Source organism: Hamadaea sp. NPDC051192 (assembly GCF_040682475.1).
Taxonomy (GTDB): domain Bacteria; phylum Actinomycetota; class Actinomycetes; order Mycobacteriales; family Micromonosporaceae; genus Hamadaea; species Hamadaea flava.
Window position 1 is genome coordinate 68,686 of record NZ_JBFBAZ010000013.1, and the last position, 25,946, is coordinate 94,631.

The 25,946-nt window shown below is 70.0% G+C and carries 30 protein-coding genes; 21 read left to right on the plus strand and 9 right to left on the minus strand.

Annotation, left to right across the window (positions count from 1 at the left end):
- Positions 1–48: 48 nt before the first annotated feature.
- The 10 genes from AB0M47_RS08390 (at position 49) to AB0M47_RS08435 (ending at position 8,968) form a co-directional block, all read left to right on the plus strand.
- The gene (locus tag AB0M47_RS08390; RefSeq protein WP_363410457.1) at positions 49–2,943 is read left to right on the plus strand and encodes a carbohydrate-binding protein; all 2,895 of its coding nucleotides are present in this window, start codon (positions 49–51) and stop codon (positions 2,941–2,943) included.
- A 67-nt stretch (positions 2,944–3,010) separates the two neighbouring features.
- Positions 3,011–3,616: an HAD-IA family hydrolase gene (locus tag AB0M47_RS08395; protein ID WP_363410460.1), complete on the plus strand. Its 606-nt coding sequence runs from the start codon at positions 3,011–3,013 to the stop codon at positions 3,614–3,616.
- 186 nt (positions 3,617–3,802) lie between these two features.
- The gene (locus AB0M47_RS08400; RefSeq protein ID WP_253751481.1) at positions 3,803–4,204 is read left to right on the plus strand and encodes a hypothetical protein; all 402 of its coding nucleotides are present in this window, start codon (positions 3,803–3,805) and stop codon (positions 4,202–4,204) included.
- Positions 4,205–4,240: 36 nt separating this feature from the next.
- Complete coding sequence (locus AB0M47_RS08405) at positions 4,241–4,990, plus strand: hypothetical protein (protein ID WP_363410463.1); 750 nt, start codon at positions 4,241–4,243, stop codon at positions 4,988–4,990.
- Between the two features lie 22 nt (positions 4,991–5,012).
- Entirely contained in the window at positions 5,013–5,327 is a 315-nt protein-coding gene (locus tag AB0M47_RS08410) for a hypothetical protein (protein ID WP_253751475.1), read from the plus strand.
- Positions 5,328–5,349: 22 nt separating this feature from the next.
- A complete protein-coding gene (locus AB0M47_RS08415; protein ID WP_253751472.1) occupies positions 5,350–6,138 on the plus strand; it encodes a hypothetical protein in 789 nt (262 codons plus the stop codon).
- An 89-nt stretch (positions 6,139–6,227) separates the two neighbouring features.
- Entirely contained in the window at positions 6,228–7,349 is a 1,122-nt protein-coding gene (locus AB0M47_RS08420) for a sialidase family protein (protein ID WP_363410467.1), read from the plus strand.
- Between the two features lie 223 nt (positions 7,350–7,572).
- Positions 7,573–7,860 carry a hypothetical protein gene (locus AB0M47_RS08425; protein WP_363410470.1) on the plus strand — a complete coding sequence of 96 codons (288 nt, stop codon included), beginning with the start codon at positions 7,573–7,575 and terminating at the stop codon, positions 7,858–7,860.
- Positions 7,857–8,156 (plus strand): M23 family metallopeptidase, encoded by a 300-nt coding sequence (locus AB0M47_RS08430; RefSeq protein WP_275978555.1) that lies wholly within the window; start codon positions 7,857–7,859, stop codon positions 8,154–8,156. The genes AB0M47_RS08425 and AB0M47_RS08430 overlap by 4 nt, the downstream gene beginning before the upstream one ends.
- A 191-nt stretch (positions 8,157–8,347) precedes the next feature.
- Positions 8,348–8,968 (plus strand): hypothetical protein, encoded by a 621-nt coding sequence (locus tag AB0M47_RS08435; RefSeq protein ID WP_363410474.1) that lies wholly within the window; start codon positions 8,348–8,350, stop codon positions 8,966–8,968.
- Here AB0M47_RS08435 and AB0M47_RS08440 read toward each other — a convergent pair.
- Both AB0M47_RS08440 and AB0M47_RS08445 read right to left on the minus strand, forming a co-directional pair.
- The gene (locus AB0M47_RS08440) at positions 8,938–9,537 is read right to left on the minus strand and encodes a dihydrofolate reductase family protein (RefSeq protein WP_363410476.1); all 600 of its coding nucleotides are present in this window, start codon (positions 9,535–9,537) and stop codon (positions 8,938–8,940) included. The genes AB0M47_RS08435 and AB0M47_RS08440 overlap by 31 nt on opposite strands.
- A 103-nt stretch (positions 9,538–9,640) precedes the next feature.
- The gene (locus tag AB0M47_RS08445; protein WP_363410479.1) at positions 9,641–10,258 is read right to left on the minus strand and encodes a helix-turn-helix domain-containing protein; all 618 of its coding nucleotides are present in this window, start codon (positions 10,256–10,258) and stop codon (positions 9,641–9,643) included.
- Between the two features lie 64 nt (positions 10,259–10,322).
- Between AB0M47_RS08445 and AB0M47_RS08450 the strand changes: the two genes are divergently transcribed.
- The gene (locus AB0M47_RS08450) at positions 10,323–10,754 is read left to right on the plus strand and encodes a VOC family protein (RefSeq protein WP_363410482.1); all 432 of its coding nucleotides are present in this window, start codon (positions 10,323–10,325) and stop codon (positions 10,752–10,754) included.
- Between the two features lie 21 nt (positions 10,755–10,775).
- On the opposite strand, the gene AB0M47_RS08455 is transcribed toward AB0M47_RS08450, so the two are convergent.
- Positions 10,776–11,216, minus strand: a complete 441-nt coding sequence (locus AB0M47_RS08455) for a MarR family winged helix-turn-helix transcriptional regulator (RefSeq protein ID WP_363410485.1) — start codon at positions 11,214–11,216, stop codon at positions 10,776–10,778.
- A gap of 58 nt (positions 11,217–11,274) precedes the next feature.
- Here AB0M47_RS08455 and AB0M47_RS08460 point away from each other — a divergent pair, with 58 nt between their 5' ends.
- The gene (locus AB0M47_RS08460) at positions 11,275–12,378 is read left to right on the plus strand and encodes a hypothetical protein (protein ID WP_363410488.1); all 1,104 of its coding nucleotides are present in this window, start codon (positions 11,275–11,277) and stop codon (positions 12,376–12,378) included.
- A 197-nt stretch (positions 12,379–12,575) separates the two neighbouring features.
- Positions 12,576–13,205, plus strand: a complete 630-nt coding sequence (locus AB0M47_RS08465; RefSeq protein ID WP_363410491.1) for a glyoxalase — start codon at positions 12,576–12,578, stop codon at positions 13,203–13,205.
- A gap of 36 nt (positions 13,206–13,241) precedes the next feature.
- On the opposite strand, the gene AB0M47_RS08470 is transcribed toward AB0M47_RS08465, so the two are convergent.
- The gene (locus AB0M47_RS08470) at positions 13,242–14,510 is read right to left on the minus strand and encodes an MFS transporter (RefSeq protein WP_363410494.1); all 1,269 of its coding nucleotides are present in this window, start codon (positions 14,508–14,510) and stop codon (positions 13,242–13,244) included.
- Between the two features lie 108 nt (positions 14,511–14,618).
- On the opposite strand from AB0M47_RS08470, the gene AB0M47_RS08475 reads away from it, so the two are divergent.
- Both AB0M47_RS08475 and AB0M47_RS08480 read left to right on the plus strand, forming a co-directional pair.
- Positions 14,619–15,209, plus strand: a complete 591-nt coding sequence (locus AB0M47_RS08475; RefSeq protein WP_363410497.1) for a CGNR zinc finger domain-containing protein — start codon at positions 14,619–14,621, stop codon at positions 15,207–15,209.
- Between the two features lie 127 nt (positions 15,210–15,336).
- Complete coding sequence (locus tag AB0M47_RS08480; RefSeq protein WP_363410500.1) at positions 15,337–16,425, plus strand: DUF3103 family protein; 1,089 nt, start codon at positions 15,337–15,339, stop codon at positions 16,423–16,425.
- A 32-nt stretch (positions 16,426–16,457) separates the two neighbouring features.
- On the opposite strand, the gene AB0M47_RS08485 is transcribed toward AB0M47_RS08480, so the two are convergent.
- On the minus strand, positions 16,458–17,894 hold the full coding sequence (locus tag AB0M47_RS08485; protein ID WP_363410586.1) for a DEAD/DEAH box helicase: 1,437 nt from the start codon (positions 17,892–17,894) through the stop codon (positions 16,458–16,460).
- A 249-nt stretch (positions 17,895–18,143) separates the two neighbouring features.
- On the opposite strand from AB0M47_RS08485, the gene AB0M47_RS08490 reads away from it, so the two are divergent.
- Entirely contained in the window at positions 18,144–19,094 is a 951-nt protein-coding gene (locus AB0M47_RS08490) for an acyl-CoA desaturase (RefSeq protein ID WP_363410503.1), read from the plus strand.
- 28 nt (positions 19,095–19,122) lie between these two features.
- Here the strand turns inward: AB0M47_RS08490 and AB0M47_RS08495 are convergent, their stop codons facing one another.
- Positions 19,123–19,425, minus strand: coding sequence for a hypothetical protein (locus tag AB0M47_RS08495; RefSeq protein WP_363410506.1), 303 nt, complete (start codon positions 19,423–19,425; stop codon positions 19,123–19,125).
- Positions 19,426–19,574: 149 nt separating this feature from the next.
- On the opposite strand from AB0M47_RS08495, the gene AB0M47_RS08500 reads away from it, so the two are divergent.
- Positions 19,575–19,712 (plus strand): hypothetical protein, encoded by a 138-nt coding sequence (locus tag AB0M47_RS08500; RefSeq protein WP_363410509.1) that lies wholly within the window; start codon positions 19,575–19,577, stop codon positions 19,710–19,712.
- 100 nt (positions 19,713–19,812) lie between these two features.
- Positions 19,813–20,367 (plus strand): NADAR family protein, encoded by a 555-nt coding sequence (locus AB0M47_RS08505; RefSeq protein ID WP_363410512.1) that lies wholly within the window; start codon positions 19,813–19,815, stop codon positions 20,365–20,367.
- Here AB0M47_RS08505 and AB0M47_RS08510 read toward each other — a convergent pair.
- Genes AB0M47_RS08510 through AB0M47_RS08520 form a run of 3 tightly spaced genes read right to left on the minus strand, consistent with a single transcriptional unit; the run spans position 20,351 to position 22,687 of the window.
- On the minus strand, positions 20,351–21,217 hold the full coding sequence (locus AB0M47_RS08510) for a HEAT repeat domain-containing protein (protein WP_363410515.1): 867 nt from the start codon (positions 21,215–21,217) through the stop codon (positions 20,351–20,353). The genes AB0M47_RS08505 and AB0M47_RS08510 overlap by 17 nt on opposite strands.
- A complete protein-coding gene (locus tag AB0M47_RS08515) occupies positions 21,201–21,677 on the minus strand; it encodes a macro domain-containing protein (protein WP_363410518.1) in 477 nt (158 codons plus the stop codon). Before AB0M47_RS08515 ends, AB0M47_RS08510 begins: the two co-directional genes overlap by 17 nt.
- A 41-nt stretch (positions 21,678–21,718) precedes the next feature.
- Positions 21,719–22,687 (minus strand): hypothetical protein, encoded by a 969-nt coding sequence (locus tag AB0M47_RS08520; protein WP_363410521.1) that lies wholly within the window; start codon positions 22,685–22,687, stop codon positions 21,719–21,721.
- Positions 22,688–22,745: 58 nt separating this feature from the next.
- Between AB0M47_RS08520 and AB0M47_RS08525 the strand changes: the two genes are divergently transcribed.
- The 3 genes from AB0M47_RS08525 to AB0M47_RS08535 all read left to right on the plus strand — a co-directional run bounded on the left by AB0M47_RS08525 (position 22,746) and on the right by AB0M47_RS08535 (position 25,930).
- Positions 22,746–23,666 (plus strand): BadF/BadG/BcrA/BcrD ATPase family protein, encoded by a 921-nt coding sequence (locus AB0M47_RS08525; RefSeq protein WP_363410524.1) that lies wholly within the window; start codon positions 22,746–22,748, stop codon positions 23,664–23,666.
- Positions 23,663–24,928: a hypothetical protein gene (locus AB0M47_RS08530; RefSeq protein ID WP_363410527.1), complete on the plus strand. Its 1,266-nt coding sequence runs from the start codon at positions 23,663–23,665 to the stop codon at positions 24,926–24,928. The genes AB0M47_RS08525 and AB0M47_RS08530 overlap by 4 nt, the downstream gene beginning before the upstream one ends.
- A 261-nt stretch (positions 24,929–25,189) precedes the next feature.
- Complete coding sequence (locus AB0M47_RS08535) at positions 25,190–25,930, plus strand: SIS domain-containing protein (protein WP_363410530.1); 741 nt, start codon at positions 25,190–25,192, stop codon at positions 25,928–25,930.
- Positions 25,931–25,946: the final 16 nt, after the last annotated feature.

Sequence of the window (25,946 nt, forward strand, 5' to 3'; positions counted from 1 at the left end):
TTCGCAACTTCACGACACGGCATCGAAACGCAACTATCGTCCGCTGCCATGCATCCCCGACTCCCGCAGCGGTGGCGCATCCCGCTGGCCGCCGCCCTCGCGGCCGCGCTGGCCGCCGTCGCGCTCACCACGGCCACCCCGGCGCAGGCCGCGATCACCGGTCGCAACCTGCCCGCCGATGGCAAGATCCGGTTCTTCATGGGACAGGACTCGTCCACCCTGTCCGACTACAAGGCCGTCCTCGACGCCGATTCGAGCCTGCCCCGGCCCGGCGGCGTGACCCTCTACACCAACATCGTGCTGCCCGACGCCCTCGCCGGCGTCTACGGCCCGGTCGATTACGGCTCCGGCACGGTCGACTTCCCGGCCACCCTGGGCCAGTATCCGGGCGCGGCCCTCGCGGTCGGCCTGTACCTGTCCGACACCAAGACCGGTTGTTACAACCAGCCGCTGCGGGCCATCGCGGGCACCGGCGACAGCGACGTCGTCGCGCTGACCCCGCAGTACCGCAGCAAGGTCGACGAGATCCTCACCTGGTTCAAGAACACCGGCCGGGAAGTCTTCCTGCGCATCGGCTACGAGTTCGACGGGCCGTGGAACTGCTACAACGCGGGCTACTACAAGCAGGCGTTCCGCTACATCAAGAGCCGCATCGACGCGCTCGGCGCGACGAAGGTCGCCACCGTCTGGCAGTCCGCCGCCTGGCCGATCGATGAGCACCCCGACCATCCGGAGTGGAACTACGTGGTGACCGCCGCCGACCACTTCGACGTCTGGTATCCCGGCGACGACGTGGTGGACTGGGTCGCGATGTCCGCGTTCTACGGCAGCACCTACCGGGCCTACCAGTGGGCCTGCGCGTCCGTCGCCACCAGCCCGCGGGCGATCCAGGACCGCGTGCTGGGCTTCGCCCGCACGCACGGCAAGCCCGTGATGATCGCCGAATCCTCGCCGCAAGGCTTCACGACCGGCGCCAGGACCGCCAGCTGCATCATGAACAAGGCCCCGGTCACGGTCACCGCGGACACGATCTGGACCACCTGGTACGCCGACTACTTCGGTTACATCGCAGCGAACGCCGATGTCATCCGAGCGGTGGCGTACATCAACACCTGGTGGGACGCGCAGACGATGTGGCGGTGCACCGGCGCGGCCGGCAGCGCGACCTGCCCCAACGGGTACTGGGGCGACTCACGGGTGCAGGCCGACCCGACGATCAAGTCCCGGTTCTTCGCCGAACTGCGCAACGCCCGCTACGTCAACGGCACCGGATCATCACCGTCGCCGACCGCCGGTTCCCCGAATCCGACGGCCAGCCCGACGTCCAGTCCCACGCCCGGCCCGACGATCAGCTCCCCGCCGCCGTCCCCGGACCGGGTCGAGGCCGAGACGGCCACCGCGCTGAGCAACGCGACCGTGCTCAGCGATGCCACCGCGAGCGGCGGTCGCAAGGTACGCGGCAACGCCGCCAACGCGTACCTGACGCTGCCCACCCTCGACTTCGGTGGCACCGCGCCGAACCAGATAGTGCTGCACTACTCGTCGCAACGCGCGACGAACCAGGCGTTCACTCTCGAAGTCCACTCCGGATCAGCCACCGGACCGGTCCTGGCCGCGCCCGGCGTACTGGGCACCGGATCGTGGACCACCTACCAGGACCTCACCTACAACCTCAGCGGCGCACCGAGCGGCGCGGCGACCCTGACGATCGTCTTCAAGGCGAACGACGCCAATCCGGTCGCCGACCTGGACTACGTGCGCTTCGTCGGCGGTGGCCGGGTCACCGCCAGTCCCACGCCGAGCCCGACGCCGACCAGTCCGTCCCCGCCGAACGCGGGGCGGCTGCTGCTGGCCGGTCAGTCCAGCTCATCGGCGTACGCGGACCTGGACAGCGTGGTCACCAGCCCGGACGGCGGCTCGGTCTATTACGAGGTGCGGTCGGGGACCTGGGCGACCACCACTCATCGTGACTACGCCGAGCTGCTGGCCGGGCAGGGCAAGGCGGTGCAGGTCGGCATCTCCTGGAAGGACAACCCGCCCGGCTTCCCCGGCGGCGACGAAGCCGCCAAAGCGGCCCGATCCCGGGCGGTGACCCAGGAACTGGCGAACGGGCAGTACGCGGCGAACTTCGCCACCCTGATCCAGTTCGTCAACGCCCACCCGTCATCGGTGTTCTACCTGCGGCTGGACTACGAGGTCAGCAGCTACTACCACTGCACCGACAGCAGCTGCGCCTCTTACAAGAACGCGTTCGCCCGGATCCGGCAGACCATTTCCGGCCAGACACACGGCAACGTCCGCTTCGTCTTCCACCCGGTACGCGGCGAGTACGAGCAGCTCTACCCCGGCGACGCCGTGGTGGACTGGATCGGCGTGTCCGTCTTCGCGCACGAGTTGTGCCTGCCCATCTACGACCACGGGTACCTCTACAACGGCACCCCGCCGCAGAACTACGACACCAGCACCCTCCAGTGCCGCAACGCGTACATCGGCAAGGATCAGTACGGCAACGATGCGGCCGTGTGGGCGAACTTCGACTACGACGGCAACGTGCTGAAGATGATGAAGTACGCCAAGGACCACGGCAAACCCATGATCGTGGCCGAAAGCGGTCTGATGAACTTCACCGCCGACAACGGCGACACCGCCGGGCTGGAGCCGGTACGCGGCGACACCTGGATGCGGCGGCTGTTCGGCCTGCTCGCCTACAACGGGCCGATCCCGAACCTGTCCGGCAGCTACGACCTGTCCGGCGTGATCCAGGCCGTGGTCTACATCGACCTGGACTTCCGCTACGGCTGGGACGGCGTCGACGACGGCTCGTTCGACTTCGCCCCCGACACGACCTGGTTCGTCGACGGCAGGGTGAGCCGGTACGCGGCCGCCCGGTCCTCGTTCTGCGCCGGGCTGGCCGCTCGCGGGTTCGCCGCCCGCTGTTCCTGATCGACGTCGGCGCGCCGCCCTCGATTCCGGGTGGCGGCGCGCCGGCGGCGTGCGTAGATTCGCTGCGATGGTGCGTGTGCTGGCGTTCGACCTCGGTGGAGTGTTGTTCAGTGACGGCACGCGGGAGTTCATCGAATACCTACGCCGGGCGCACGGCGTCGACACGGCACACGCGGGGGAGTTGCTGCACGGCGATCTCGGCAGCCGCTACCGCGAAGGCACGGTTACCCGCGACGAGTTCTGGGGCACTTTCCGGCACACGCTCCGGCTGGAGGACTCCGCGGACGATCTGGCGGCGCGCTGGATCGACGGCTACCGGATCGACGAGGGAACCCGCGACCTGATCCGGGATGTGTCGGCGCGCTACGCCGTGTACTACCTGTCGGACAACGTGGCCGACCGGGTCGAAGCCGTCGAGGACCGCTACGGCTTCCTGAACCTGTTCACCGGCGGCGTGTTCTCGCACGAGGTTGGCGTACGCAAGCCGGACCGCCGCATCTACGAGCACCTGCTCTGGATCGCCGAGGCAGACGCTGAGGACGTCGTGTTCGTGGACGACAAGCAGTGGGCGCTGGACCCGGCCGCGCAGCTCGGCATGGCCACCGTCCTGTTCCAGCACAGCGACCAGGCCCGCCACGCCCTGGCCGCCCTCGGCGTATGCCTCGAGGCATAGGGCTTCTAACACCTGAGGCAGTCGTCGGTCGTCTTCGCCTACGAGCAGCGGCTGATCCGCCCTGGCGATCGGCCTTCGTGAGTTCTCACTGCATGGGGTGACGGTTGTGGGCGCGACGGGAAAGTTATCCACAGGCAGCCGATGATGGATTGTCCTATGTGATTGTGATCCATAGGATCGCCTCCCGTGGGGCAAAACTTGAACGCGCAGCGACCTAAGCAGCAGACCGGTCCGATCTTCTGGGCGGTTCTGGGCGTGGTGTGCCTGGCCACGGTGGGCGGAGTCTGGTTGCTCCGCCCGGACAGCCAACCCGACAACAGCCTGGGCAAGCCCGGCGTCGCGACCCTCGTCGCGGTGTCCGTTCTGGCGTTGCTCGTGGCCACGGCGGCTCGTGGAGCGTCACGGGGCTTCCGCTGGGTGACGGGCCTCGTGACCGTCGTCCTGGCGCTGGGCGTCGAATGGGTGGCGCTCGCCTACTTCAACCGGGGCAACGGCTCGGCCGACGTCGGGATCGGCGTCGTCGCGTCAGCGGCGTGCCTGGCCATGCTGGCCGCAGCCGTGAGCGTCATCCGCGGCCGTCCGGCATGACGCCCGCATACAGCTGACCACAGGGGAGGAACGAACGTGAACGACGAGCTCATGCATGAGCTGGCCCGCATGGAGCAGTACGCGGCGATGCTGCAGGGCCTGCTCAAGGAGGCCGACGCCACCGCGCCGCAGCGTACGCAGGCCGAGGACAGCTCGGGCGCGGTGAACATCGTGCTCGACGCGGCCGGGCTGCCCGAGCGGATGGACGTCTCCTCCGACTGGCCGCGCCGGGTCAAGCCCGACGCCCTCGGCGCCGCGGTCCTCAACGCGTTCGGCCAGGCGTCGGAGTCCCGGGTGCAGGACTGGTCGCGAACCCTCGAGGGCGGCGAGTGGGGCGACAAGATGCAGCGCGCCATGCGCGAGGACTCGGTGGAGCAGTTCACGACGCCGTTGAACGACGTGCCGGCGATGTTCCGCCGCGACACGGCCCCGGTCCAGCCCCGGCGGATCGATGAGCTGGCCGAGGAGATGATGCGGGAGATGGACCGGGTCGACGAGATCGCCGCCGACTCGCCCCTGGTGCAGCACTTCGAGGGGACCAACCGCACCCGCACCGTCACCGTCAAGCTCAACGCCAGCGGGTTGACCGGCTGCGACATCGACGCCAACTGGGCCGCCGACCAGTCCGGCGGCAGCATCGCCCACGCGCTCAACGAGGCCCTGACGATCGCCCGCGACCGGCTGCGTGACCACGCCGGCGCACCCACCGCGCAGGGCCGGCTCGACGCGCTGTTCGCCGAGACGATGGCACTGATGAACGACCCGCGCCGGATGGCCGAGTCCTGACCCGCTCCATGATTGGACCGCAATGGGATACCCAAGCGCCAAAGAAGTAAAGGTCGCAACCGATGCCCTGCGTACCGAGTCGCAGGTCTGGGATCAGCAGAGCGACCAGATGAGCAAGGTCGGGACCACGGCCAAGAACATGCAGCTGGGCCGGATCGAAGCCGGCGTGTTCCAGCTGATCGTCGGCCCCTACAACGACGTGGTCAACACCGTCAGCTCGCGCTCCGACGAGGCGGTGACCGCCATGCACGACATCGGCAACGCGCTGCGGACCGTCGCGACCACCTACGACGCTGAGGACGCCGCCGCCGAGCACCGCAACCGCGGCATCTACTGATCGACACGGGGAGGAAACGCACATGGGATTCTCGCAGGCGCAGTACGAGGCAGCGGTCAACAAGGTGACCGACGGCGCGAACGGCATCAACACCAAGATCGGCCAGGTCGCCCCGGCGGCCAACTCGGCCATGGACCACTGGTACATCCCGGGATTCATCAAGGACGCCATCAAGTGGCTGGCGGAGAAGATCACCCAGCTGGCGCAGTGGATCCTCAACAAGATCATCGAGCTGCTGAAGGGCGCGATCGCCCCGATCCGCATGTTCGTCGACGCCTTCGACTGGCAGGACATCCGCGGCCTGGCCAGCGGCGTGTCCGGCCAGCTCAAGGACACCGCGCTCACCGTCGACGACGTGTGGCACGGCTCGGCGCGTGACGCGTACGTCAAGGCCATGAAGCCGCAGTCGGACGCCGCGGACCGGGTCGCGAAGATCGGCGACAAGGTGTCGACGTCGCTGACCGTGTGCGCGGTCGCCGGCCTGGCGTTCTACGTCGCATTGGGGGTCATCGTCGTCAAATTCATCGCGGCGATGGTGACAGCCATCGCGGCGTTCGGCACGGCGGTGTTCTCCTGGGCCGGCGCCGCCCTGATCGTGGAAGAAGCCGGCGTCAACACAGGCCTCATCATCGCCGCCGTCACCACCCTGACCGCGCTGCTCGGCGCGCAGGCCGCGCAGATGAGCACCCTGCACGGTGAGGCGGTCGACGCCTCGATGTTCCCGGGCGGCAAGTGGCCGAACCCGGTCGTCGCCGGTTACAGCGACGGATCGGTGAAGGACGGCGACGCCGACTGGTCCCTCAAGGGATAAGTTCCGCCCGCTCAGCGCCATGCGGCCCTTCCCACGCTGGGGAGGGCCGCATCGCGTTCTCGCATCCGAATTGGGGAGGAATCGTGCGGATGATCATGGTGATACGGCGGGCGTACCGCTGGCCGCTGGCAGTCCTGGTGGCGATGTCGATAGTCGGCGGCGTCGCGCAGCCCGCCGCCGCGGCGGTCAGCATGGTGGCCAGCGTCGTGCAGGAACCGGGAGACTACGAGGCCCGGTTCCCTGACGTGCTGAAACTCAACGACGGCAGGCTGATGGCGGTGTGGCATCGCGCGACCGCGCACTCCGACGCGGTCGGCACCATCCAGCTCTCGTTCGGCAGCAGCAACGGCCGCACGTGGAGCACCCCGACACCGGCGTTGGCAGACCCGAGCACCATGGCCGGCATCGACACCCGGGACCCGAAGCTCGGCAAGATGAACGACGGCGCGGTCGTACTGACCTTCTTCGTGCCCGGCGGCAAGCTCTACTACTCGGTGTGGAAGCCGGGCTGGACGCGCTTCACCGATCCGGAGCAACTCGTCGCGCCCGGCGTCACCGGTGGCATCTACAGCCACGGCGGCGTACTCGCGTTGGCGGACAACGGAACTCAAGTCGACCAGGTGCTGATCCCGTTCTACACCACGGGAACCGCCGGCGGTGCGCACTTCATGCGGGCGACCTGGCGGGCCACGATCAGCCCCCGGCTCCTGGTGACCAGCTCGAGCATGATGATCGTCAACAGCAACCCGCCTGGCCGTGCCTACACCGAGCCGAGCTTCGTCCAGTTCGGCAGCACGGTCGTCGCGGTCGTGCGGGCCGAGCAGGACGGCGGCGGCTCACCGGCCATCATCGTCAAGTGGAACCCCTACACGGCGACGCCGGCGTTCGCGTACCAGAGCTTCACCGGGGTCCTGGCGAACTCCCATCATCTACTCAAGACGGCGAGCGGGAAGATCTTGTTCACCTACGGCGACAAGGCCCAGACGTACCGCCCGACGGTCGGCATGCTGATCAGCAACCCGACCGCGACCTGGACCAAGGGCACGGTGACGCCGATCTACAACTCGGGCGCGGCCGACCAGGCCAATCCGTCGAGTGTGGAGATCGCCACCGGGACCTTCCTGACCCTGGGCTACAACGCCAAGCCGAAGAGCGTGTCGCCCACCGGCGGAACGCTGTGGGTGATGGAAAGCCACGCCGCTGACTACTGACCGGTCGATGCGGAGGCTCGGGCACGGAGTCGCCCCAGGAAACCCGCATTCGTCGATGGTAACGACGGGCCGATTCGCCTGTCCGGCCGTCGCGCGACGCTGATCGCAACCTGCGAGGAAGCTGTCCGGATCCGTCCGAGAATCCACTCCGGCCGGTCACCGCGCTGCCAGCATCTGCGTACGCCATCCACGAGATGGCCGCCCGCAACGATAGGGAGGTAACGTGAGAAAGCACGCGCTCCGGCTGGCCGCCATCGTGGCCCTGCTGCTCGCCTCGGTCCTGGCGCCCTCGATGGCTCAGGCCCACCAGAGTTCCAGCCCCTCGCCCAACGGCGAATCGCCGTGGCTCTACAGCGATTCATGGGTGCTCTCCGGGTCCTGGTACGGGGAGGGCCTGCACACGGACTACTGCGGCAGTCCGGCCGAGCACTGCAGCGACTACTACGCGCTGGACTTCTCCAAGCCGTCGGCGCCTGCTACCAGGCGCTGTACCCGATCTGGGACGGCATGACGGTCGCGACCGTCGACCGGACCATCGGCCGCCTGACGATGACGAAGAAGTTCGGCACCGTGACGTGGCGGGTCAAGTACATGCACATGGACACGATCAACTACAACCCCGGCGCGGTCGTCGGCACGACCACGGTCGTCGGAAAGACTGGGAACAAGGGCCAGTCGAGCGGCTGCCACCTGCACATCTCGACGCAGGCGTACGACTCCGCGTCCGGGGCGTGGGTGTCGCATCCGCCGCAGTTCTGCGGCCGGACGTACCCCCACGACCACACCACGGCCTGGAAGGGCTGCTGACTCGCACGGTCGACCGACGGATGGCGCGAGACCGGTTGGGGCCCGCGCCATCCGACCGTCTGTGATCTCCGGTAAGGGCAAAGGTCCCGTACCGCCGGGTCGACGAGCCGTGGGCCGCTGCTCATCGGCGGCGCAGGCTAGGAAGAGGGCGTGGAAGGGCTTCTCGCCGCGATGTCTGGGAGGAGGCGATCATGACGATCGTCCAGTGCGAACGACGGGTGGAGCATTACCGCCTGCCGACGGCATTGCCGAGGCTCGCGGCGTGTGCTGGCCGGACCTTGATGCTGCTGGCCCAGCGGCGTGTGCACATGCCACGGCGTCGGGTCGGCACCTGGGTGCGGTTCGCGGACGGGTCGACGTCGCGGATCTACCGTGAGACGGTCCTCGATCGACCCGAACCGCAGGAGCCGTGCGTACTGATCGTCCAATTCCGGCTGCGGTACGTCCGGGGCCGCGGCCACCGAATGTTCGGAGCCGAGAGCCTGCTCAACACCCCGTTGTTCGTCGCCTTCCCGGGGTTCGTGTCGAAGCTGTGGCTGGCCGCCGACGAGCACGGCGTCTATCGCGGATGCTACGACTGGGACGGTCCGGAAGCGGCCCGCGAGTACGTCCGTGCTTTGTGGTGGCCGCTGGCGCTGGTCAGCGACACCGCATCGATCAAGTATCAGGTGCTGCCCGGCGTACGCCGCGACGCCGTTCTCGCCGGTGCGGGCCACGCCGATGTCGGCGCGGGTGGGGAGCAGGATCAGTGGTGGCGACCGCTGGCCACGCTCCCAGCCGCTCAGGCCGCATCGGGTGTCCGGCGGTCGTAGTGGGCGATGATCACGCCCGTCGTGGTCGTGACGCTGCTGGTCAGGTCGAACTCGGTCAGCGGGCTCGCGTCGTCGAACAGGCGAGTGCCGACGCCTAGGGCCAGCGGGCAGATAACCAGCGTGTAGTGGTCGATCAGGCCGGCGGCATGCAGGCTCTGCACCAGCGACACGCTGCCGATGATCGACAGGTCGTCGCCCGGCTGAGCCTTCAGCTCGGCGACCACGTCGACCGCCTCGCCTCGCAGCAGGATCGAGCCGGGCCAGGCGTCCGCGTCCGGCAGGGTACGCGAGACGACGTATTTGGTGGCCGCGTTCATGTGGGCGGTGACCGGATTGCCGTCCGTGGAGCGTCCCCACGCGGTGATGAAGTCCTGCCAGGTACGCCGGCCGAACAGCATGTCGCCCGGCTTGGCCATGCTCTGGGCCATCTCGCGGCCCATGACCTCGTCGTTGTACCGCTGGCCCCACCCGCCGTGCGTGAACCCGCCTCGGGTGTCCTCGTCCGGGCGGCCGAGGCCTTGGGCGACGCCGTCCAGCGTGACCCACATCGTGACTGCGATCGAGCGCATAAGCCCGTTCCTTCCGTGCGGTGAACTGTGTTGCGAGCCGCGCGGTGCGGCCGCTCACCTCCTACACGAACGAATACCGGCGGATTCGACAGCTCAATCAATCTCAGTCGTACAGCGCGGACAGCCAGATATGGGTGAGCGTGTCGACCAGCACCGTGCGGTCGTCGAACGGCGGCACTCCGCAGGCGGCCAGGTAGTACAGCCGCTCGCCGGTCCAGGTCAGCGTGGCGGCCAGGGCGGGCACGTCGACGCCGTCCAGCCGGGCCGCCATCGCTGGGTCGGTACGCCGATCGGCCTCGATGCGGTCGATCGTCGCGTCGGTGAACGTCTGCATCTGGGCCAGCCACAACTCCCGCAGCAGTGCGTCGGACGCCCAGCTCTCCACGATCGCGCGCAGCACCGGCGCGTTCGACGACCAGAGCACGGCGCCGGCGTCGACGCCCGCCCGCAACGTCTCCTTCGGGTCGGCGGACGCCTGCACCCAAGGCTCCGCGGCCTCGTGGCCGGCGCCGACCGCGCGGCGTACGAGTTCGGCCAGCGCGGCCTGCTTGCTGGGGAAGTAGAAGTAGAAGCTGGCTCGGGAGACCCCGGCGGCGGAGATGACCTCCGCCACGCTCAGCGTGTCGAAGGTGCGTTCGCTCAGCAGTTCCCGCAGCGCGTCGAGAATCCGTTCGCGCAGGTCAACGCCGTCCTGGGTGGGTCTATCGCGTCGGGCCGCCACGGGTGACAGCGTACCAGACAGGGTGTATGGACACATCGACCAGACAGGCTGTATGGTCCCCGGCATGACACAAGTTGCCGTACATCTCGTGGTGTCCGATCCCGACACCGCCGCCACCTGGTACGCCGAGGTCCTCGGCGCGAAGGAGACCAGCCGCCTCCTGCTGCCCGACGGCCGCCCGCTCACCGTCGAACTGCTCGTCGGCGACACCGTTCTGGCGGTCGCGGGGGAGTGGCCCGGGCGCGGCCTGCGTACGCCGGCAGCCCTGGGCGGTACTCCGGCCGCCTTCCATCTGCCCGTCGAGGACGTCGACGGCGTATACGACAAGGCGATCAGCGCCGGGGCCACCGAGTTCGAGCCGCCGCACGACGCGTTCTGGGGCGATCGCACGGCGCAGTTCCTCGACCCGTCGGGGCACCGCTGGGCCGTCGACCGCCATCTGCGCGACGTTTCCGAGGCGGAGATCGCCGAGCACGTGGCCGCCATGTTCGCCTGATACCGCCGCCGGCCCCGATCGTCAGTCGGGCTTCTCGGCGGCCAGCCGGGCCAAGACTCGACGGAACGTCGTCCAGTCGCGGTCGCCGATCTCGTCCCGCCAGCCCTGCTCGGTGTCGGCGAAGATCTGCAGGATGCGCTGCTGCATCCGCAGGCCCTTGGCGGTCGGGCGCACTATCCGGGCGCGCCCGTCCGCCGGGTCCGGGCTGACGTCGAGAAAGCCCGCCTTCTGCATGCTCGCGACGAACTCGCCCAGCGACTGCTTGGTCATGCCCATGACGGCGGCCAGTTCGGTCGGGCGGATGCCCTCGACGGGGGTGAGTGACAGCAGCCGCAGGTGGGAGCCGCGCAGGTGTTGGGGCTCGTCGGCGACCTCGGCCTCCATTCGGCGCTTCGCCACCGTCAGAGCGGCGCCGAGCAGGTCGAATACGTGGCCCGGGGGATCGTCGTTGACCGAGGTCATCAGGCTACCTTACTATCTCTAGGTAGTCAGGTGACCTTACTAGTTGGGGGTCGGGCTCATGGACGTCAGCGCCGACGACGTGTCCCTCGTGGCGGCCGAGATCCTCGGTGAACCGGTGACCCTTCACGCCTGGCGATGCGAGGCGATCGAGTATGAGTCAGGTTCACCGGCGACCGGCGGCCTGCGACGGGTGCGCGGCACCACCGCCGACGGGCGCAGCTTCAGCGTCTTCGTCAAACTCGTTCAGCACGTCCGGCACTGGCCGCGACTGCACCTTCTGCCGCCCCGACTGCGCGACGGTTTCGCGGCCCAGTTCCCCTGGCGGCAGGAATTGGCCGCGTGGGACGACGGCTTCGCCGGATACCTGCCGGCCGGGCTGCGGGTGCCTGTGCTGTATCGCGTCGCCGACCTCGGCGACGACCGCCTCATGCTCTACATGGAAGACATCGACGCCTGCCCCGAAGAGCACTGGGACCTGCCCCGATTCCAGCAGGCCGCCACGCTCCTCGGTGGACTGGCCGCCCTCCGCGGTACGCCGGAAGCGGTCGCTGCCAGCCCGTACGACCCAGGTTGGGGACTACGCGGATACGTCGACGGCCGAGTCCACCAAGGAGCCCTGCCCGCACTGGCCGACGAGGAGCTGTGGCGGCATCCGCTGCTCGCCGAGGCCGACAGGAGTCTCCGCGACGATCTGCGCCGGGTCGCCGGGGCGCTGCCGGGGATTCTGAGCCGGCTCGACGTGCTGCCCCAAGCGATCCCGCATGGCGACGCCAGCCCGCAGAACCTGCTGATTCCCCGCGCCGAGCCCGACACGCTCGTCGCCATCGACCTGTCGTTCCAGAGCCCGCACGCGGTCGGGTTCGACCTGGGCCAGCTGCTCATCGGGCTCGCCCACGCCGGGCTGCTCGACGTCGGCGTCCTCGCGGAGGTGCACGACGCGCTCGTCCCGGCGTTCGTGACCGGCCTGCGGGCGTACGGCGGCTCAGCAAGCGCCGCCGACGTCACCTACGGCTACGTCGGCAGCCTGGTGGCCCGGGCGGCGTACACGTCGCTGCCGTTCGAGCTGCTCGGCCAGCCGGTCACGGCGGAGACGCAAGCCGTGTTCCGGCAACGGCTGGCGCTGACCCGATTCCTCGCCGACCTCGGCCTCACCCTGCTGTAGCCGCCCTTCCCGAGAGCAGCCGGTGGCCGCTGCGCGGCCGTGCCCGTAGCCGTCCGTGGTCGGCTCCGTGGTGCGGCCCGTGGTCGTCACCGATGTGCGCCGACCCCGTCGCGGGCGACGCTATTCGTGCTTCCCCCACCGGGTTGCCGACAGCAAGCCAAGCGTTGCCGACAGGCAGATACATCGAGGAGAACATCATGGCCACCGCTACCGTCACCGCCGCGTCGATCGAGTCCGTCACGCTGGAGGTGGCCGACGTCGTCGCCGCCGAGGCGTTCTACACCGCCGCGTTCGGGCTCGGCTCCCGGCTGCGCGTACGCGCCTCGCAGACGCCGACGACCGGCTTCCGCGGCTTCACGCTGTCGCTGGTCGTCTCCCAGCCCGCGGCGGTCAAGCGGCTCATCGGCGCGGCCGTCGACGCGGGCGCCACCGTCCTGAAGCCGGTCTCGAAGTCGCTGTGGGGCTGGGGCGGCACCGTCCAGGCCCCGGACGGCACCGTCTGGAAGGTCGCCACCTCGGCGAAGAAGGACACCGGCCCCGACACCGGCGAGATCGACCAGTTCGTGCTGCTGATCGGCGTCGCCGACTTCACCGCGAGCAAGCGGTTCTACGCCGAACAGGGCTTCGTCGTCACCCGGAGCCTCGGCAAGTACGCCGAATTCGAGAGCCCGGCGAACGGCGTGAAGTTCGTCCTCTACGGCATCCGTGGGCTGGCCAAGGACGCCGGGTTGCCCGCCGACGGCACCGGCTCGCACCGGCTGGCGATCGGCAGCCAGGCCGGCCCGTTCACCGACCTGGACGGATTCAGCTGGGAAGCCACCGCCTGAGGTGTGCGTACGACATGGGTGAAATGGGGGACAGCCTCACCTGGCCAAGGCCGGGTGAGGCTCCCGCTCGTCCGCCGCGGACTTTTCGGCCTCGCGCAGCGCGCGGGTGGTGACCCGCGACGCGAGCAGGATCGCGGCGAGCCCGAGTCCGGCGGCGGCCACCAGGAACGGGGCGCGGATGCCCAGGCCGCGCCCGAGCAGGCCGCCGGCGAGCGCGCCCAGCGGGACGACGCCGAGCACGACCAGCCGGTACGCCGAGGTGACGCGGCCGAGGAGTTCGTCGGGGACCGCGGCCTGGCGCAGCGTGCTGACCACGATCTGGTTCAGCGAGGTCGCGATGGCGGCGAGGAACATCGCGGCCAGTGCGAGGGCGGTGCTGCGGCTCAGCCCGAGAACGGCGTACCCGGCGGCGGGGACGAGCGCGGCGAGCCACGTGACCGGGCCGCCGCCGATGCGCGGCACGACATGTTCAGCCAGCAGCGATCCGATGATCGCGCCGGCGGCCGGCACGGCGATGAACAGGCCGTATCGTGACGGGGGCACCTGATACGGGCCGGTGGCCAGCAGGACGAGCAGGCCGGCGGTGGCGGCGCTGAAGAAGTTGATCGCCGCCGAGATGAACGCGACCCGGCGCAGCAGGTCGTGGCGCCAGAAGTGGGTCCATCCGGCGCGAATGTCCGCCGTGACGGTGGTCGGCGTCGAGTGGCGGCGGTCATGCTCCTCGCGAGTGGGACGCAGCGCGGGCAGCAGCACCGCGGCCAGCCCAGCCAGCGCGAACGCGGCGGCACCAGTGAAGAACGCCGCCGACGCCGCCAGCGCGAACAACGCCGCCCCGGCGGGCGGGCCGACGAAGGTGTTGATGACGGACTGGGTGGCGAACAACCGGCCGTTGGCCCGTTCGAGCCGCTCGCGGGGCACCAGCCTCGGCGGGATGGTCAGGGCGGCGTTGTCCACCAGCGTCTCGGCGCAGCCGGCCAGGAACACCGCCGCATAGAGCAGCCCGACGTGCTGCCAGCCGCTGGCCAAGGCCAGTGCGAGCAGTGCGAACCCGCCCGCACGCAGCAGGTTTCCGGCGGTGAGGATCCGGCGCCGGTCTATCCGGTCTGCCAGTGCGCCGGCCGGGAGGGTCGCGACCAGCCAGGGCAGGAACTGCACCACCGTCATGCCCGCCACCACGAGCGGGTCGCGGGTCAGGGTGGCTACGAGTAGCGGCGCGGCGGCCTGCAACAACCCGTCGGCAAGGTTCGAGGACGCTTGGGACGCCCAGAGCGCCGCGAACGATCTGCGTGGGGCGAAGACAGACACGATTCCGGCTCCTGATGATCTTCTCATGGGCGATTGGCTGATCACCTGTGAGCATGCCATGCTGGCCGCCTCACATGCAATAATGGGTTCACCCATGAGGAGGAGCCGGTGAGATTCGGTCACATCGCGGGCGACCGCCTGCTCGACCTGCTGAACACCGTCGACTGGCGGCTCGGCGGGGCCGACCGCTCGGACCGGCTGGCGAGCTACGCCGACGTCGTCGACTGGTGCGCCGAGTCCGACCTGATCGGCACGACCGAGGCAGCGGCGCTGCGCGATCTCGCGGCACACGACAGCACCGAGGCTGAGCGGGAACGACGCCGGGTCGTCCAGGCGCGCGAGTACGCGTACGCGACCCTGTTCGAAGGTGACGCTGCGGCCGCCGTCGGTCTCGCCGGCCTGTATCGGACGGCGATCGGCGCAGCCGACCTGGTCCAGGACGGTGGCCGCTGGCAGTGGCACGACCGGGACACCAGCCTGCGGCTGCCCCGCGACCGCATCGTCCGCGGCCTCATGGCGCTCACCCAGCGCGACGACCTCGACCGTCTCCACCAGTGCGAGGACGCCAAGTGCGGCTGGGTCTACCTCGACACCTCGCCCCGGCGTAACCGCCGCTGGTGCGCGACGAGCGACTGCGGCGACCGCAACCGAGCCCGCGCGTACTACGCCCGCCAGAAGGCGAAGGAACCGCAGCCCTGATCGTCTCGATCAGGTGCGGGCGAGGTCGTCCCTTGTAGACGCGGTCGATATCAGCGATCATCGAACCATCGATTGATCGCGCTGGGGCGGTGGCTGACACCACGCCCCGGGAACACGAGGAGACCGCGTGTACCAACCGCCTGCACGCCGCACCCTGCCCGTCCTCCTGGCCGCCGCCCTCACCGTCGGACTCGTCACTCCTGCTCAGGCGGCGCCCGCCGACCCGTTCGCGGGCGCGTCGGTCGCCACCGTCACCGACACCCTCGCCCACCGCCTCGCCACCGAACTCGGCAAACCCGCCGCCCGGTCACGGGTCACGTCCGCGGTCGCGGCCGGATCCGTCGACCTCGCCGCATTGCCATTGGGTACGCGGTTCGCCGCCGACGTCGCCGCGGCCAACCACGCCGTGCGGGTGGCCAAGGGGCTCCCCGACGGCGCCGAGTCCCTGCTGCGCGTACGCCTGGGCGACGTGAGCATGCGGGCGCAGGCCAAGCACGAGGTGCCCCTAGTCGCCAGCGCGCCGTCCGACGACGAGGCCACCGCTGTCACCGCGTACGACGCGGCCGGTGGACGCGTCATCCTCGACGGCGACCAGATGCCGCAGCGACCCGTCCTGGTCGTCGAAGTCGACACCGCCCGGGCGCTGCCGCTCGGCATCGAAGTCCTCCGGCAGACGCTCGCGTCGCACCAGGCGAAGTCGGCGCTCGCTGGCGCCGCGCTGACCGGCGGCTACTGGGCGACGAAGGTCGACGCCGTCCGGCTCAGCGACGACAAGGAGCCGTGGATCAAGGGCGACGCCGAGATCTACACGGTGGTCAGCGGCTTCGGCCTCGACGGGCACCCGAAGGTCGACATCGTCCAGATGCCGTACCTGAACAAGGACGGCACCACGTACTACCCGAACCAGCTTCTCGTGCACTTCTCGGCGTACAAGTACAACCTCGCCGACGCGGTCATGATGGAGGACGACGGGGACACCAACTACCTGCAGCTCGCCCAGGCGATCGCGGCCGCGCTGCTGACCATCGCGGACGCGGGCGTCTACATCCCGCTCGTCAGCGCGATCCTCGACGCCATGCCGTCGTCGTGGTGGACCGACGACCCGGACTACGTCGACTCGTGGTACACGCTCGCCACCACCAGCAGCGGACGGCTCAACGGGGCCGCCGCCAACGGGTGGATGGACGTGTCGCCGTACTGGGTCGCGCCACTGTAGGTCGCACCACTGTAGAGAGACGCCGCCGGTGGTCAGCGGCTGCGGCGTGACCCGACCCGCGTACGCCCGGAGAAGGCCGCCGCACCGCCCGGGCTGGACTGGCTGGGCTGCCCCTGGGTCGCCTGGCCGGTCTGGTGGCCGGTCTGGCTTGTGGTCCCCGTCGCGGACCGGTGCCGGGCCGGTCGCCGCCGGCCACGCCGGGCCGCGTTCGACGGCGGAGCCTGGGATGCCGCCGTAGGCACCTGCGCGGCCGGCTTCGGCGGGGGCTCGGCCAGACTCCGGTCGCCGGGCGCGATCTCGGTCAGCAGCGGGTCGCCCGGCCGTAGCCGGGTGGTCGTCGAGGAGACGCCGGCCTTGCGGGTGAGATCGCGTACCTGGCCGATCTGATCGTCCGTGGCGAGCGTGACGACGGTGCCGGTGCTCCCGGCGCGAGCGGTGCGGCCGGACCGGTGCAGGTACGCCTTGTGCTCCACGGGCGGATCGGCGTGGATGACCAGTGCCACGTCGTCGACGTGGATGCCCCGCGCGGCGATGTCGGTCGCGACCAGGGTGGTGACCGTGCCGTCGGAGAACGCGCCCAGGTTGCGGGTCCGGGCGTTCTGGCCGAGGTTGCCGTGTAGCTCGACAGCCGGTACGCCGGCCGCGACGAGCTTGCGGGCCAGTGCCTTGGCCCCGTGCTTGGTACGCGTGAAGACCACCGACCGGCCCGGCGCGCTGGTCAGGTCGACCAGGACGGGGAACCGGTCCTGCGCCTGCAGGTGCAGCACGTGGTGGTGCATCGCCGGTTCGGCCTGCCGCCGGGGCTCGACGGTATGCCGGACCGGCTGGTGCAGGAAGCGCCGCACGAGCACGTCGACACCGGCGTCCAGGGTCGCGGAGAACAACAGCCGCTGCCCATTGGCCGGAGTCTGCTCCAGCAGCCGGCGTACGGCGGGCAGGAAGCCCAGGTCGGCCATGTGGTCGGCCTCGTCGATCACGGTGACCTCGACCGCGCTCAGGTCGGCGTGGCCGGCGTCGATGTGGTCGGCGAGCCGCCCGGGGCAGGCGATGAGGACGTCGACGCCGTCGCGCAGACCCTTGATCTGGCGGGCGTGCCCGACGCCGCCGTAGACGGTCAGCGCGCGCAGCGACATCGTCTTGGCCAGGGGAGCGAGGCTGGCCGCGATCTGATCGGCCAGCTCCCGGGTGGGCGCGAGAATCAGCCCGCGCGGGCGCTTGGCCTGACGCGGCCGGGCCGACGCGGCCAGCCGGGCCAGCAGCGGCAGGACGAACGCGTAGGTCTTGCCGGAACCCGTCTGGCCCTTGCCCAGCACGTCGCGGCCGGCGAGCGCGTCCGGGATGGTCGCGAGCTGGATCGGGAACGGCGTGGTGATGCCCTGGCCGTTGAGGGCCGAGACGAGAGCGGCGGGCACGCCGAGCTGAGCGAACCCGGACGGTGAGGAAGCTGAGGAGGGGCGGCGGGCCGCCATGCGTACTCCGAACGTAGAGGGGTCGGCCAGCCCGGCGCAGACCGTGTTCGGCCGCAGCGCGTGGTGATCGACAAGACGGTTCTGAGGGTACTGCACCATCGCTGGTGTCGTGGTCGCGGCCGTCGCTCCGGCGACGAAGGTCACCCGGAGTACCGACAAACGGAACTTTGTGGTGATCTTGGGGATTTGGGTAGCTGGGCGGGTACTGTCTGACTCTCACCGATCGCGGTCAACCCCCGGCAGGAGCTCATGACGTCACTGAACACCGCGCCCCAGCTGCAGACCGGGCCGAAGCCCCTGCTGGACGCCCGCCAGGGCACGGCCGCCGCCATCACCATGTGGATCTTCGTCGTGGTCCCGTTCCTCGCGCTCGCCGCCGCCGTCCCGCTCGCCTGGGGCTGGGGCCTGTCCGCCGCCGACATCGCGATGGCGGCCACGATCTACGTCATCGCCGGATTCGGCGTCACCGCCGGCTTCCATCGGCTGCTCACCCACGGCTCGTTCAAGGCCCGGCGGGGGCTGCGCGTCGCCCTGGCCGTCGCCGGATCGTTCGCCGTGCAGGGCTCGCCCATCCAATGGGTCGCCAACCACCGCCGTCACCACGCCTTCTCCGATCGCGAAGGCGACCCGCACTCGCCGTGGCGCTACGGCACCTCGGTCGGCGCGCTGCTGAAAGGACTCGGCCACGCCCACGTCGGCTGGATGCTGCGCCGCGAACTGAGCAACCGCACCCGATTCGCCCCCGACCTGCTCAACGACAAGGACATGCGTCTCGTCGGCAAGCTGTTCGGCCCGATCGCGGCCCTGTCGCTGCTCGCCCCGGCGCTGATCGGCCTGCTCATCAGCGGTTCCTGGACCGGCGCGCTGACGGCCTTCTTCTGGGCCGGCCTCGTCCGCATGGCCCTGCTGCACCACGTGACGTGGGCGGTCAACTCCGTCTGCCATGTCTTCGGCGAGCGGCCCTTCGAGAGCCGCGACAAAGCCACGAACTTCTGGCCGCTGGCCATCCTGTCGTTCGGGGAGAGCTGGCACAACTCCCACCACGCCGACCCCACCGGAGCCCGGCACGGCGTGCTGCGCGGCCAGATCGACCCGTCCGCCCGGCTGATCTGGATCTTCGAGAAGCTCGGCTGGGCCCGCGACGTGCGCTGGCCGGTGCCGCAGCGCCTCGAAGCGAAACTGGTCGCTCCGCGGGGCTGACACCACCGGCCACGCCGGCCGAGCGAGACTAAGCGAGGTTGCGCGGACTCTGGCGCCCGAACAGCGACTGCGGCGGCCCAGCCGCCTGCACGTTGCTGCCGAACCGGTCATGGTGGAAGTCGAGGCGCTTGTTCTCCTCCTCGACGCACACCCGGCGCCACATCTCCTCGGCCGCCGTCCACCAGCTTCCGTCGGTCTTGGCGAACGTGCTGATCGTCGCCGACATCGGCGTCACCAGGCCCAACTCCCAGCGGGCCATCATCGTCTCGTGCGTCATCTCCATCAACGCGTCAGCATCATGGCGCGGAGAACGGTCATCGTCGGCAAGCATGGCGCGAATCCTCACGAATGGGGGTGGAGTCACTTTAACTATGCGCTGGTCAGGGCCACCTCGCAAGCCCCAGAGCGTGGTCAGGGCACCACGGGGGGTGAGCTTCATTCATCTATCTCGCCTCCTCGGCGCCCGCTACCTTCGGCCCCATGAACAAGAGGATCTGGTACCCGGCCGCCGCGCTGGCAGCGGTCGTCGCGTCGCTGTTGATCGCCGCGCCTGCGAACGCGGCGACGGCCATCGAGTACGGCCTGATCGCCGCCCTCATCGCCGTCCCCCTCACCTGAACCGCCGCCTCGCCGGATGAAGATCGGGTGCAGTATTCGTGCCCGGTTTGAGTAACAGGCGGGTCGCGCAGTGTCATAGGCATCCGGCACACTGTCGGGCATGCTCGCGCACACCCGCACCGATCTGGCTGACCTCGTCTCTTCCGGGAAGAACGTGAAATACCTCCACTTCTGGGGGCACAAACCGCAACCCGACGGCACCGTCGGCGCGGGCTGCCTGAGCCAGTGGTGGCCCGCCTCCTTCCAGATCGGCGGGCGGGCGTACGCCACTGCCGAGCACTGGATGATGTGGTCGAAGGCGAAGTTGTTCGGCGACGACGTGATCGCCGACAAGGTGTTGTCGGTGAAGCACCCGCGTCACGCCAAGGAACTCGGCCGGCAGGCACGCGACTTCGACCAGCAGACCTGGGACGACAACCGCTACGCCATCGTCGTGGCGGGCAGCGTGGCGAAGTTCGGCCAGCACCACGACCTGCGGGCGTACCTGCTGGGGACGGGGGAGCGGGTGCTCGTCGAGGCGAGTCCGCTGGACCGGATCTGGGGGATCGGACTGGGTGCGGCCGACCCCCGCGCGTCGGATCCCGCGCAGTGGCGCGGGCTGAATCTGCTCGGCTTCGCGCTGATGGAAGCCCGGGACGCTATCCGGGCGGAGTGAGCGCCAGCGCCATGAACCCGGCCAGCGGCCGCTGCCAGCCGGGCACGGTCACCGGCCGGGTCGGATCCCGCTCGGCCTCCAGCAGCCGGCGAACCGACGGCGGCGCGGCGGGCCGCGTACGCAGAGCCACGGCGACCGCCGCCGACCAGCGGATCATCGGCGACGGATCGGACAACTGCTCGCTGAGCCGGGCCAGTACCGCCGGGTCTTCACCGGTCAGGTGCCCCAGGGCCAGGTTCGCGCTCGCGCGTACGCCGTCGCCGTCGGGCACGGCGACGAGGTCGGCCACGATCGCCGGTGTCGTCGGGACCCAGGCGAGCAGCTCGGCGGCGCGGGCGGCCACCTCGGCGTCCGGGTCGCCGAGCCAGCGGCGGAACACTTCGCCGTTCGGGGTGAAGGCCGCGTACGCGTCGGCGGCCCACACCTGCGCGGCGACGTCCATGACCTCGAAGTCGTCGTCTTCCACCTCGCCCTCGTCGAAGGCGGGCAGCAGTTCGCGGATGCGCCGGCGCAGATCCTCGCCGAACGACGGGAACCCGGCGAACGGCAGCGCGCGATCGTCCAGGTCGCCGAGGCCCACGAGGCGGAGCAGATCCACTACCAGTGATCGCTCCGGTGTGGACGGCTCATCCGCGAGCGCCACCAGGAACGGGACGACGTACGCGCTCGCCTCCCAGCGCGTCCCCTGGTGGTAGACGTTGCCGCGCAGCCGGTAGTGCGCCTCGCCCCGGGCATCCTCGTCGGCCGAACCCAAGGCGCGCAACAGATCCGGCACGTCAGCCGCCGACCCGTAAGCGTGGTGCAGCGTGTCCCACGGAACCGCCGTCAACGGATCATTTCCCGTAGTCATAGACCGTCACCGGGATGTCCCGCGCGCACAGTGTGCGTACCACTAGAGGCTCGATCTTGTCCCACGAGCCGCCGGCGAGCCCCGTGCCGATGCGTGGCATGTGCACCGACGCGCCGGACGGCAGCAGTTCCGCGAGCCTGGCGAGGCAGCGTTCGACGGCGTCGTAGCGGATCGGCGGGCCGTTGCTGCCGGTCTTCATGCCGTGCTGGGCGACCATGTTCGCCACCCAGATGTCCGCGGCGACCTGGACGATCCGGACCGCGCCGAGCCCGAAGTCGTTGCCCGCGCGGTGGCGATGCCAGTCGCGGTAGTCGCGCTCCGGCTCGGGCCACCGTTTGGAGATCGCCAGCACGAACCCCTTGCCCCAGCCGCCCAGGTCGTTGCAGATGTGCGCGATCACCTTGGGGCCCTTGGCCTGCGGGCTGGTCGCGTCGCCCTGGCGGACGGTGAGGGGTGTCATGCCGCGATGATGCCAGCGCGGTATGACACCCCAAGCGCGGGTCAGGGCACGAACAACGCGGTCAGCGACTGGTGGTTGGCCTCCACGACGATCGACTCGGCTCCCGCGTTGGCGGTCACTCTGGTCGAGGCGGAGAAGGTACGCGAAGAGCAGCTCGCCAGGACCGGTACGGCGGTGTGCCAAGTATTGATCTTGAAGTGGTGGACGGTGTTGGACACGGTGACGCCCGCGAGCGCGCCGTTGGTGGTGGTGTTGCAGACCGATCCGTCTTGGTTGAGCTGGTGCACCACCAGTTGCGTGCCGACGTACGCGAATCCGCCGGTGAGCCGCCCGCCGACGCACAACGCCTCCGGCTTCGTGCCGTAGCAGGTGGTGACGTTGACGTCGCCGATGGCCTGGATGCTCGTGACTCCCGCCGGAGCTGTGAAGGTGACCGGCGCGGCGTAGTAGCCACTGTCGACGCGGGTACGCGCGGGTTGATAGGTCTGCGCCGACGCGGGCAGCACGCCGAACACGTCCTCGACGTACGTGGACGCCTCGACGCGGATCGACTGCGCGCCGCTGGTGGCCGAATGGTCGATGAAGATCGCCTCCAGCGAGCAGGTGAGATCGCCGGACGCGGGCGCGGTGATCATTCCACGGGTGAGGATCGTCGTGGTCGTCCCGGCCAGCACGTTCTGGCCGGAGACGAGCCGGTCGGTCAGGGCGGTGGCGCCGGGCAGGCGGCAGTAGACCAGATGCGACGTCTCGGTGACGACGGTCGCGGCTGACACGATGAGCTTGCTGCTCAGGTACTTCGTGGTGCCGGCCGGGACGGTGATCCGGGCGCCGAGGTCGTGGAAGACCGGGGTCCCGTTGGTGGACGTCGGCTGGACTCGGTAGGAGCCGGGGACCGACGTGTACACGCGCAGGTCGGACGCGGCGGCGGGCGATCCTGTGGCGAGTAGAGCGACGGAGCCGGTCGCCAGCAGGGCGGCGGCGGACAAGATAGCGACAAGAGCCGATTTCATGGTCGGCAGCGTAAACCCGCTATAGCTTTCGGTCTAGACCGGTATTACGATGCCCGACATGGCTGACGTGGTGGACGTGGCGATCGACGCAGGCCAGACGCGCATGCGACTGGCACTGTCGCGAAACGGTCAGGTCGGGAGAAGCGCCGAAGCGCCCGGGATGACCTACCGGACCGGCTTACGCCCATCCGCCGCGGTGCTGGCCGCGATCGCCGAGCCCTGGACGGCCGTCTCCGCCGCTAACCAGATTGGCACCGTCTGCCTGGGATTGACCAGCGTCCTCGGATCCGACGCCGAATACGCAGCCCTGGCAGCCGACCTGGTCGACCGGCTCGGCGCGCAGCGCGTCCTGATCGCCGGGGACGTCGTCACCGCCCACGCAGGCGCCTTCGGGCTCGGTCCCGGGACCGTGCTCGCCGCCGGGACCGGCGCGATCGCGCTCGGGCTGGACCGCGACGGCGTACGCCGTCAGGTCGACGGCTGGGGCTACCTGTGCGGCGACGCCGGCAGCGGCTTCTGGATCGGGCGAAGAGGCCTGGACGTCGCGTTACGCGGCCACGACGGCCGGATCGAGCCGACCCCGCTGACCGAGCTGGCCGGCAAGCACTTCGGCGACCTCGCCGACCTCGCCGAATCCCTCTACCCGGCACCGGACGCCGTCGCGCGCATCGCCGAGTTCGCCCCGGCCGTGCTCGAGCTCGCCGGCACCGACCCGTACGCCGACCGCATCGTCACCGAGGCCGCCGAGGAACTCGCCGCGACCGTCGCCGCCGCCGGGACGGACCTGCCCGTCTCATGGACCGGACGGCTGCTGCGCAACGACACCTTGCGTCGCCGATTCGCCGACGAACTCGCCCTCCGACGACCTGGCGTACGCCTGCAGGAGCCGCTCGGGGACGGGCTGGACGGCGCCGCGAACCTCGCCGCCGCCACCGACCTCGGCATCCACTCCGGACTGGTGCGGGTGACGGTCCGGTGAGAGTCGGATTCGCCGCCCAGACCCTGACCGTCCCGCCAGGCACCCCCATGGGCGGGTACGCCTTCCGCGAGGGAACCGCCACCGGCACCCTCGACCCGTTGCGCGTCTCCGCGATCACCTGGTCCGACGGCGTACGCCGATTCGGCCTGGCGCTGATCGACGCGATCTGCGTCAACGCCGACCTGACCCAGGCGGCCCGCGCGGCGGTGTCCGACGTGGACCTCCTCTGGGTCGCCGCGAGCCACACCCATGCCGGGCCGGAGACCGGATGCGTACCCGGTGGGACAGCCACACCGCCCGACTGGCTCGCCACCCTCAGCACCGCCGTCGCCGACACGATCGCGGACGCCCGCCAAGCCGAGACCGACGCGTCCGGCCTGGTCCACTCCGGCCCGCTGCACGGCGTCGGCGCGGTACGCAGCCATTACGCGGGCGAGCCGTGCGTACCGCTCGACGTCGTCGAGATCGTCTCCGAGGGCCGCCGAGCCGGCGTGCTGGTCGTCCTGCCCGTGCATCCGACCGTGCTGCCGTCGGAGAACCTCCTCGTCAGCGCCGACCTGACCGGAGCGGTCCGGCGCGCGCTCGCCGACCGCCTCGGACCGGGGACCTGGATCGCGGTCGCAGCCGGCGCGGCCGGCGACATCAGCACCCGGCGTACGCGTCAGGGCCAGGACTCGTCCGAACTGGACCGGCTCGGCGCGCTCGTCGCGGACCGGTGCCTCGAACTCCTCGACAAAACCGCCGCCCCAGCCCTAGAGATCGGCTGGGCGGCCGACGGTGACCTCGATTGGCGCTGCCGCCGCGTCACGCTCGAACCGAAGCCGCCGGTCGACGCGAACGCCCTGATCGCAGCGGCGAAGGACGGCATCCGCGCCGCGTCCGACCCGATCGCCGCCCGCATCGCCGAAGGCAACCTCGACGGTGCGCGGATGGCGGCCGTCGTCGCACCACCCGAGATCGAGGCGGAGGTCGCCGCCGTACGCATCGGCGACCTGCTCCTGGCCGGGCTCCCCGGCGAACCGTTCCTCAGCGCCGCCGAAGACCTGCGCCTGGCGAACCGGGCGCGCGAGGAACAGCAGGGTTGCCCTCGGGCCGTTGTCGTGCTCGGATATACGAACGCCTATCCCGGATACCTGCCGCCGGCCGCCGCCTACGGGTCGGCCACGTACGAAGTCCTCGCGAGCGCGGCCGCCCCCGGCAGCGCCGAACTGATCACCCGCACGGCGGCGGACCTGTTCGCCGCCCTCACCCCACCGCCGTGACCCCACCGCCCTGACCCCGATGGCGACCCCGGCGACGGCAGCTGATCTCCGGAGGGCCAGCTACCTGTCAGCGCCGGGGATAGGTACGCCACCATCCGGAGATCACGAACTCCCGCCGATAAGGCGGGCCACGCGGGGTCACGAACTCCCGCCGAGGGGGCAGGTCACGAACTCCCGCCGAGGAGGCGGGCTGCGAGCGAGCAGCGTCAAAAGAGGGCGAGCAAGAAGCGCCCTAAGAGACAGCAAGACCGAAGGAGAGCGATGATCGACCAGGACGCGTACGCCGAGGTCGCCCGAGCCGCCGTGGAGCGGCTGATCACCACGCAACGCGATGCGATCGCCGAGGCGGGGCGGCTGGTCGCCGACGCGCTCACCGCCGGTGGCGTGCTTCAGGCGTACGGCACGGGGCATTCCCGGGCGGTGGCGTTGGAGCTGGTCGGCCGGGCCGGTGGGCTGATCCCGGCGAATCAGCTCGCCATCCGCGATCTTGTCTACTATGGAGACACCAAGCCCGCCGACATCCTCGATCCGCTGCTCGAACGGGAGTCCGGGGTGGCCGAGCGCATCTGGGCGCTGGCCGACATCCGGCCAGCGGACGTCTTCGTGGTCGCGTCCAACTCCGGCGGCAACACGGCGGTCGTCGAGATGGTCCAGCTGGCCCAGTCGCGCGGGCATCGGGTGATCGCGATCACCTCGGTCGACCACGCCACCACCGCCCAGCGCAGTCCGTCGCTGGCCGAGCTGGCCGACGTCGTCATCGACAATGGAGCCCCCTGGGGTGACGCGGCGGTGCCGCTGCCGGAGGGCGACAGATTCGGGCCGCTGTCCGGGCTGACCGGCGTACTCGCGGCGAATCTGCTGGTGGCCGAGGTCGTCGGGCGTCAGATGGCGGCGGGAACGCCGTCCTTGGTGTACCGTTCGGCCAACACGCCCGGCGGTTACGAGCGCAACGCCGAGATCCTGCGGCAGTACGGTGGGCGTGTCCGTCTCGGCGACGCCTGACCACGTTTTTGTTCGG

Coding starts and splice junctions, on each gene's coding strand:
- AB0M47_RS08390 (WP_363410457.1), top strand. CDS start 49: ATGCATCCCCGACTCCCGCAGCGGTGGCGCATCCCGCTGGCCGCCGCC.
- AB0M47_RS08395 (WP_363410460.1), top strand. CDS start 3,011: ATGGTGCGTGTGCTGGCGTTCGACCTCGGTGGAGTGTTGTTCAGTGAC.
- AB0M47_RS08410 (WP_253751475.1), top strand. CDS start 5,013: ATGGGATACCCAAGCGCCAAAGAAGTAAAGGTCGCAACCGATGCCCTG.
- AB0M47_RS08415 (WP_253751472.1), top strand. CDS start 5,350: ATGGGATTCTCGCAGGCGCAGTACGAGGCAGCGGTCAACAAGGTGACC.
- AB0M47_RS08420 (WP_363410467.1), top strand. CDS start 6,228: ATGATCATGGTGATACGGCGGGCGTACCGCTGGCCGCTGGCAGTCCTG.
- AB0M47_RS08430 (WP_275978555.1), top strand. CDS start 7,857: ATGACGGTCGCGACCGTCGACCGGACCATCGGCCGCCTGACGATGACG.
- AB0M47_RS08435 (WP_363410474.1), top strand. CDS start 8,348: ATGACGATCGTCCAGTGCGAACGACGGGTGGAGCATTACCGCCTGCCG.
- AB0M47_RS08440 (WP_363410476.1), bottom strand. CDS start 9,537: ATGCGCTCGATCGCAGTCACGATGTGGGTCACGCTGGACGGCGTCGCC.
- AB0M47_RS08450 (WP_363410482.1), top strand. CDS start 10,323: ATGACACAAGTTGCCGTACATCTCGTGGTGTCCGATCCCGACACCGCC.
- AB0M47_RS08455 (WP_363410485.1), bottom strand. CDS start 11,216: ATGACCTCGGTCAACGACGATCCCCCGGGCCACGTATTCGACCTGCTC.
- AB0M47_RS08460 (WP_363410488.1), top strand. CDS start 11,275: ATGGACGTCAGCGCCGACGACGTGTCCCTCGTGGCGGCCGAGATCCTC.
- AB0M47_RS08465 (WP_363410491.1), top strand. CDS start 12,576: ATGGCCACCGCTACCGTCACCGCCGCGTCGATCGAGTCCGTCACGCTG.
- AB0M47_RS08485 (WP_363410586.1), bottom strand. CDS start 17,894: ATGGCGGCCCGCCGCCCCTCCTCAGCTTCCTCACCGTCCGGGTTCGCT.
- AB0M47_RS08490 (WP_363410503.1), top strand. CDS start 18,144: ATGACGTCACTGAACACCGCGCCCCAGCTGCAGACCGGGCCGAAGCCC.
- AB0M47_RS08495 (WP_363410506.1), bottom strand. CDS start 19,425: ATGCTTGCCGACGATGACCGTTCTCCGCGCCATGATGCTGACGCGTTG.
- AB0M47_RS08500 (WP_363410509.1), top strand. CDS start 19,575: ATGAACAAGAGGATCTGGTACCCGGCCGCCGCGCTGGCAGCGGTCGTC.
- AB0M47_RS08505 (WP_363410512.1), top strand. CDS start 19,813: ATGCTCGCGCACACCCGCACCGATCTGGCTGACCTCGTCTCTTCCGGG.
- AB0M47_RS08510 (WP_363410515.1), bottom strand. CDS start 21,217: ATGACTACGGGAAATGATCCGTTGACGGCGGTTCCGTGGGACACGCTG.
- AB0M47_RS08515 (WP_363410518.1), bottom strand. CDS start 21,677: ATGACACCCCTCACCGTCCGCCAGGGCGACGCGACCAGCCCGCAGGCC.
- AB0M47_RS08520 (WP_363410521.1), bottom strand. CDS start 22,687: ATGAAATCGGCTCTTGTCGCTATCTTGTCCGCCGCCGCCCTGCTGGCG.
- AB0M47_RS08525 (WP_363410524.1), top strand. CDS start 22,746: ATGGCTGACGTGGTGGACGTGGCGATCGACGCAGGCCAGACGCGCATG.
- AB0M47_RS08535 (WP_363410530.1), top strand. CDS start 25,190: ATGATCGACCAGGACGCGTACGCCGAGGTCGCCCGAGCCGCCGTGGAG.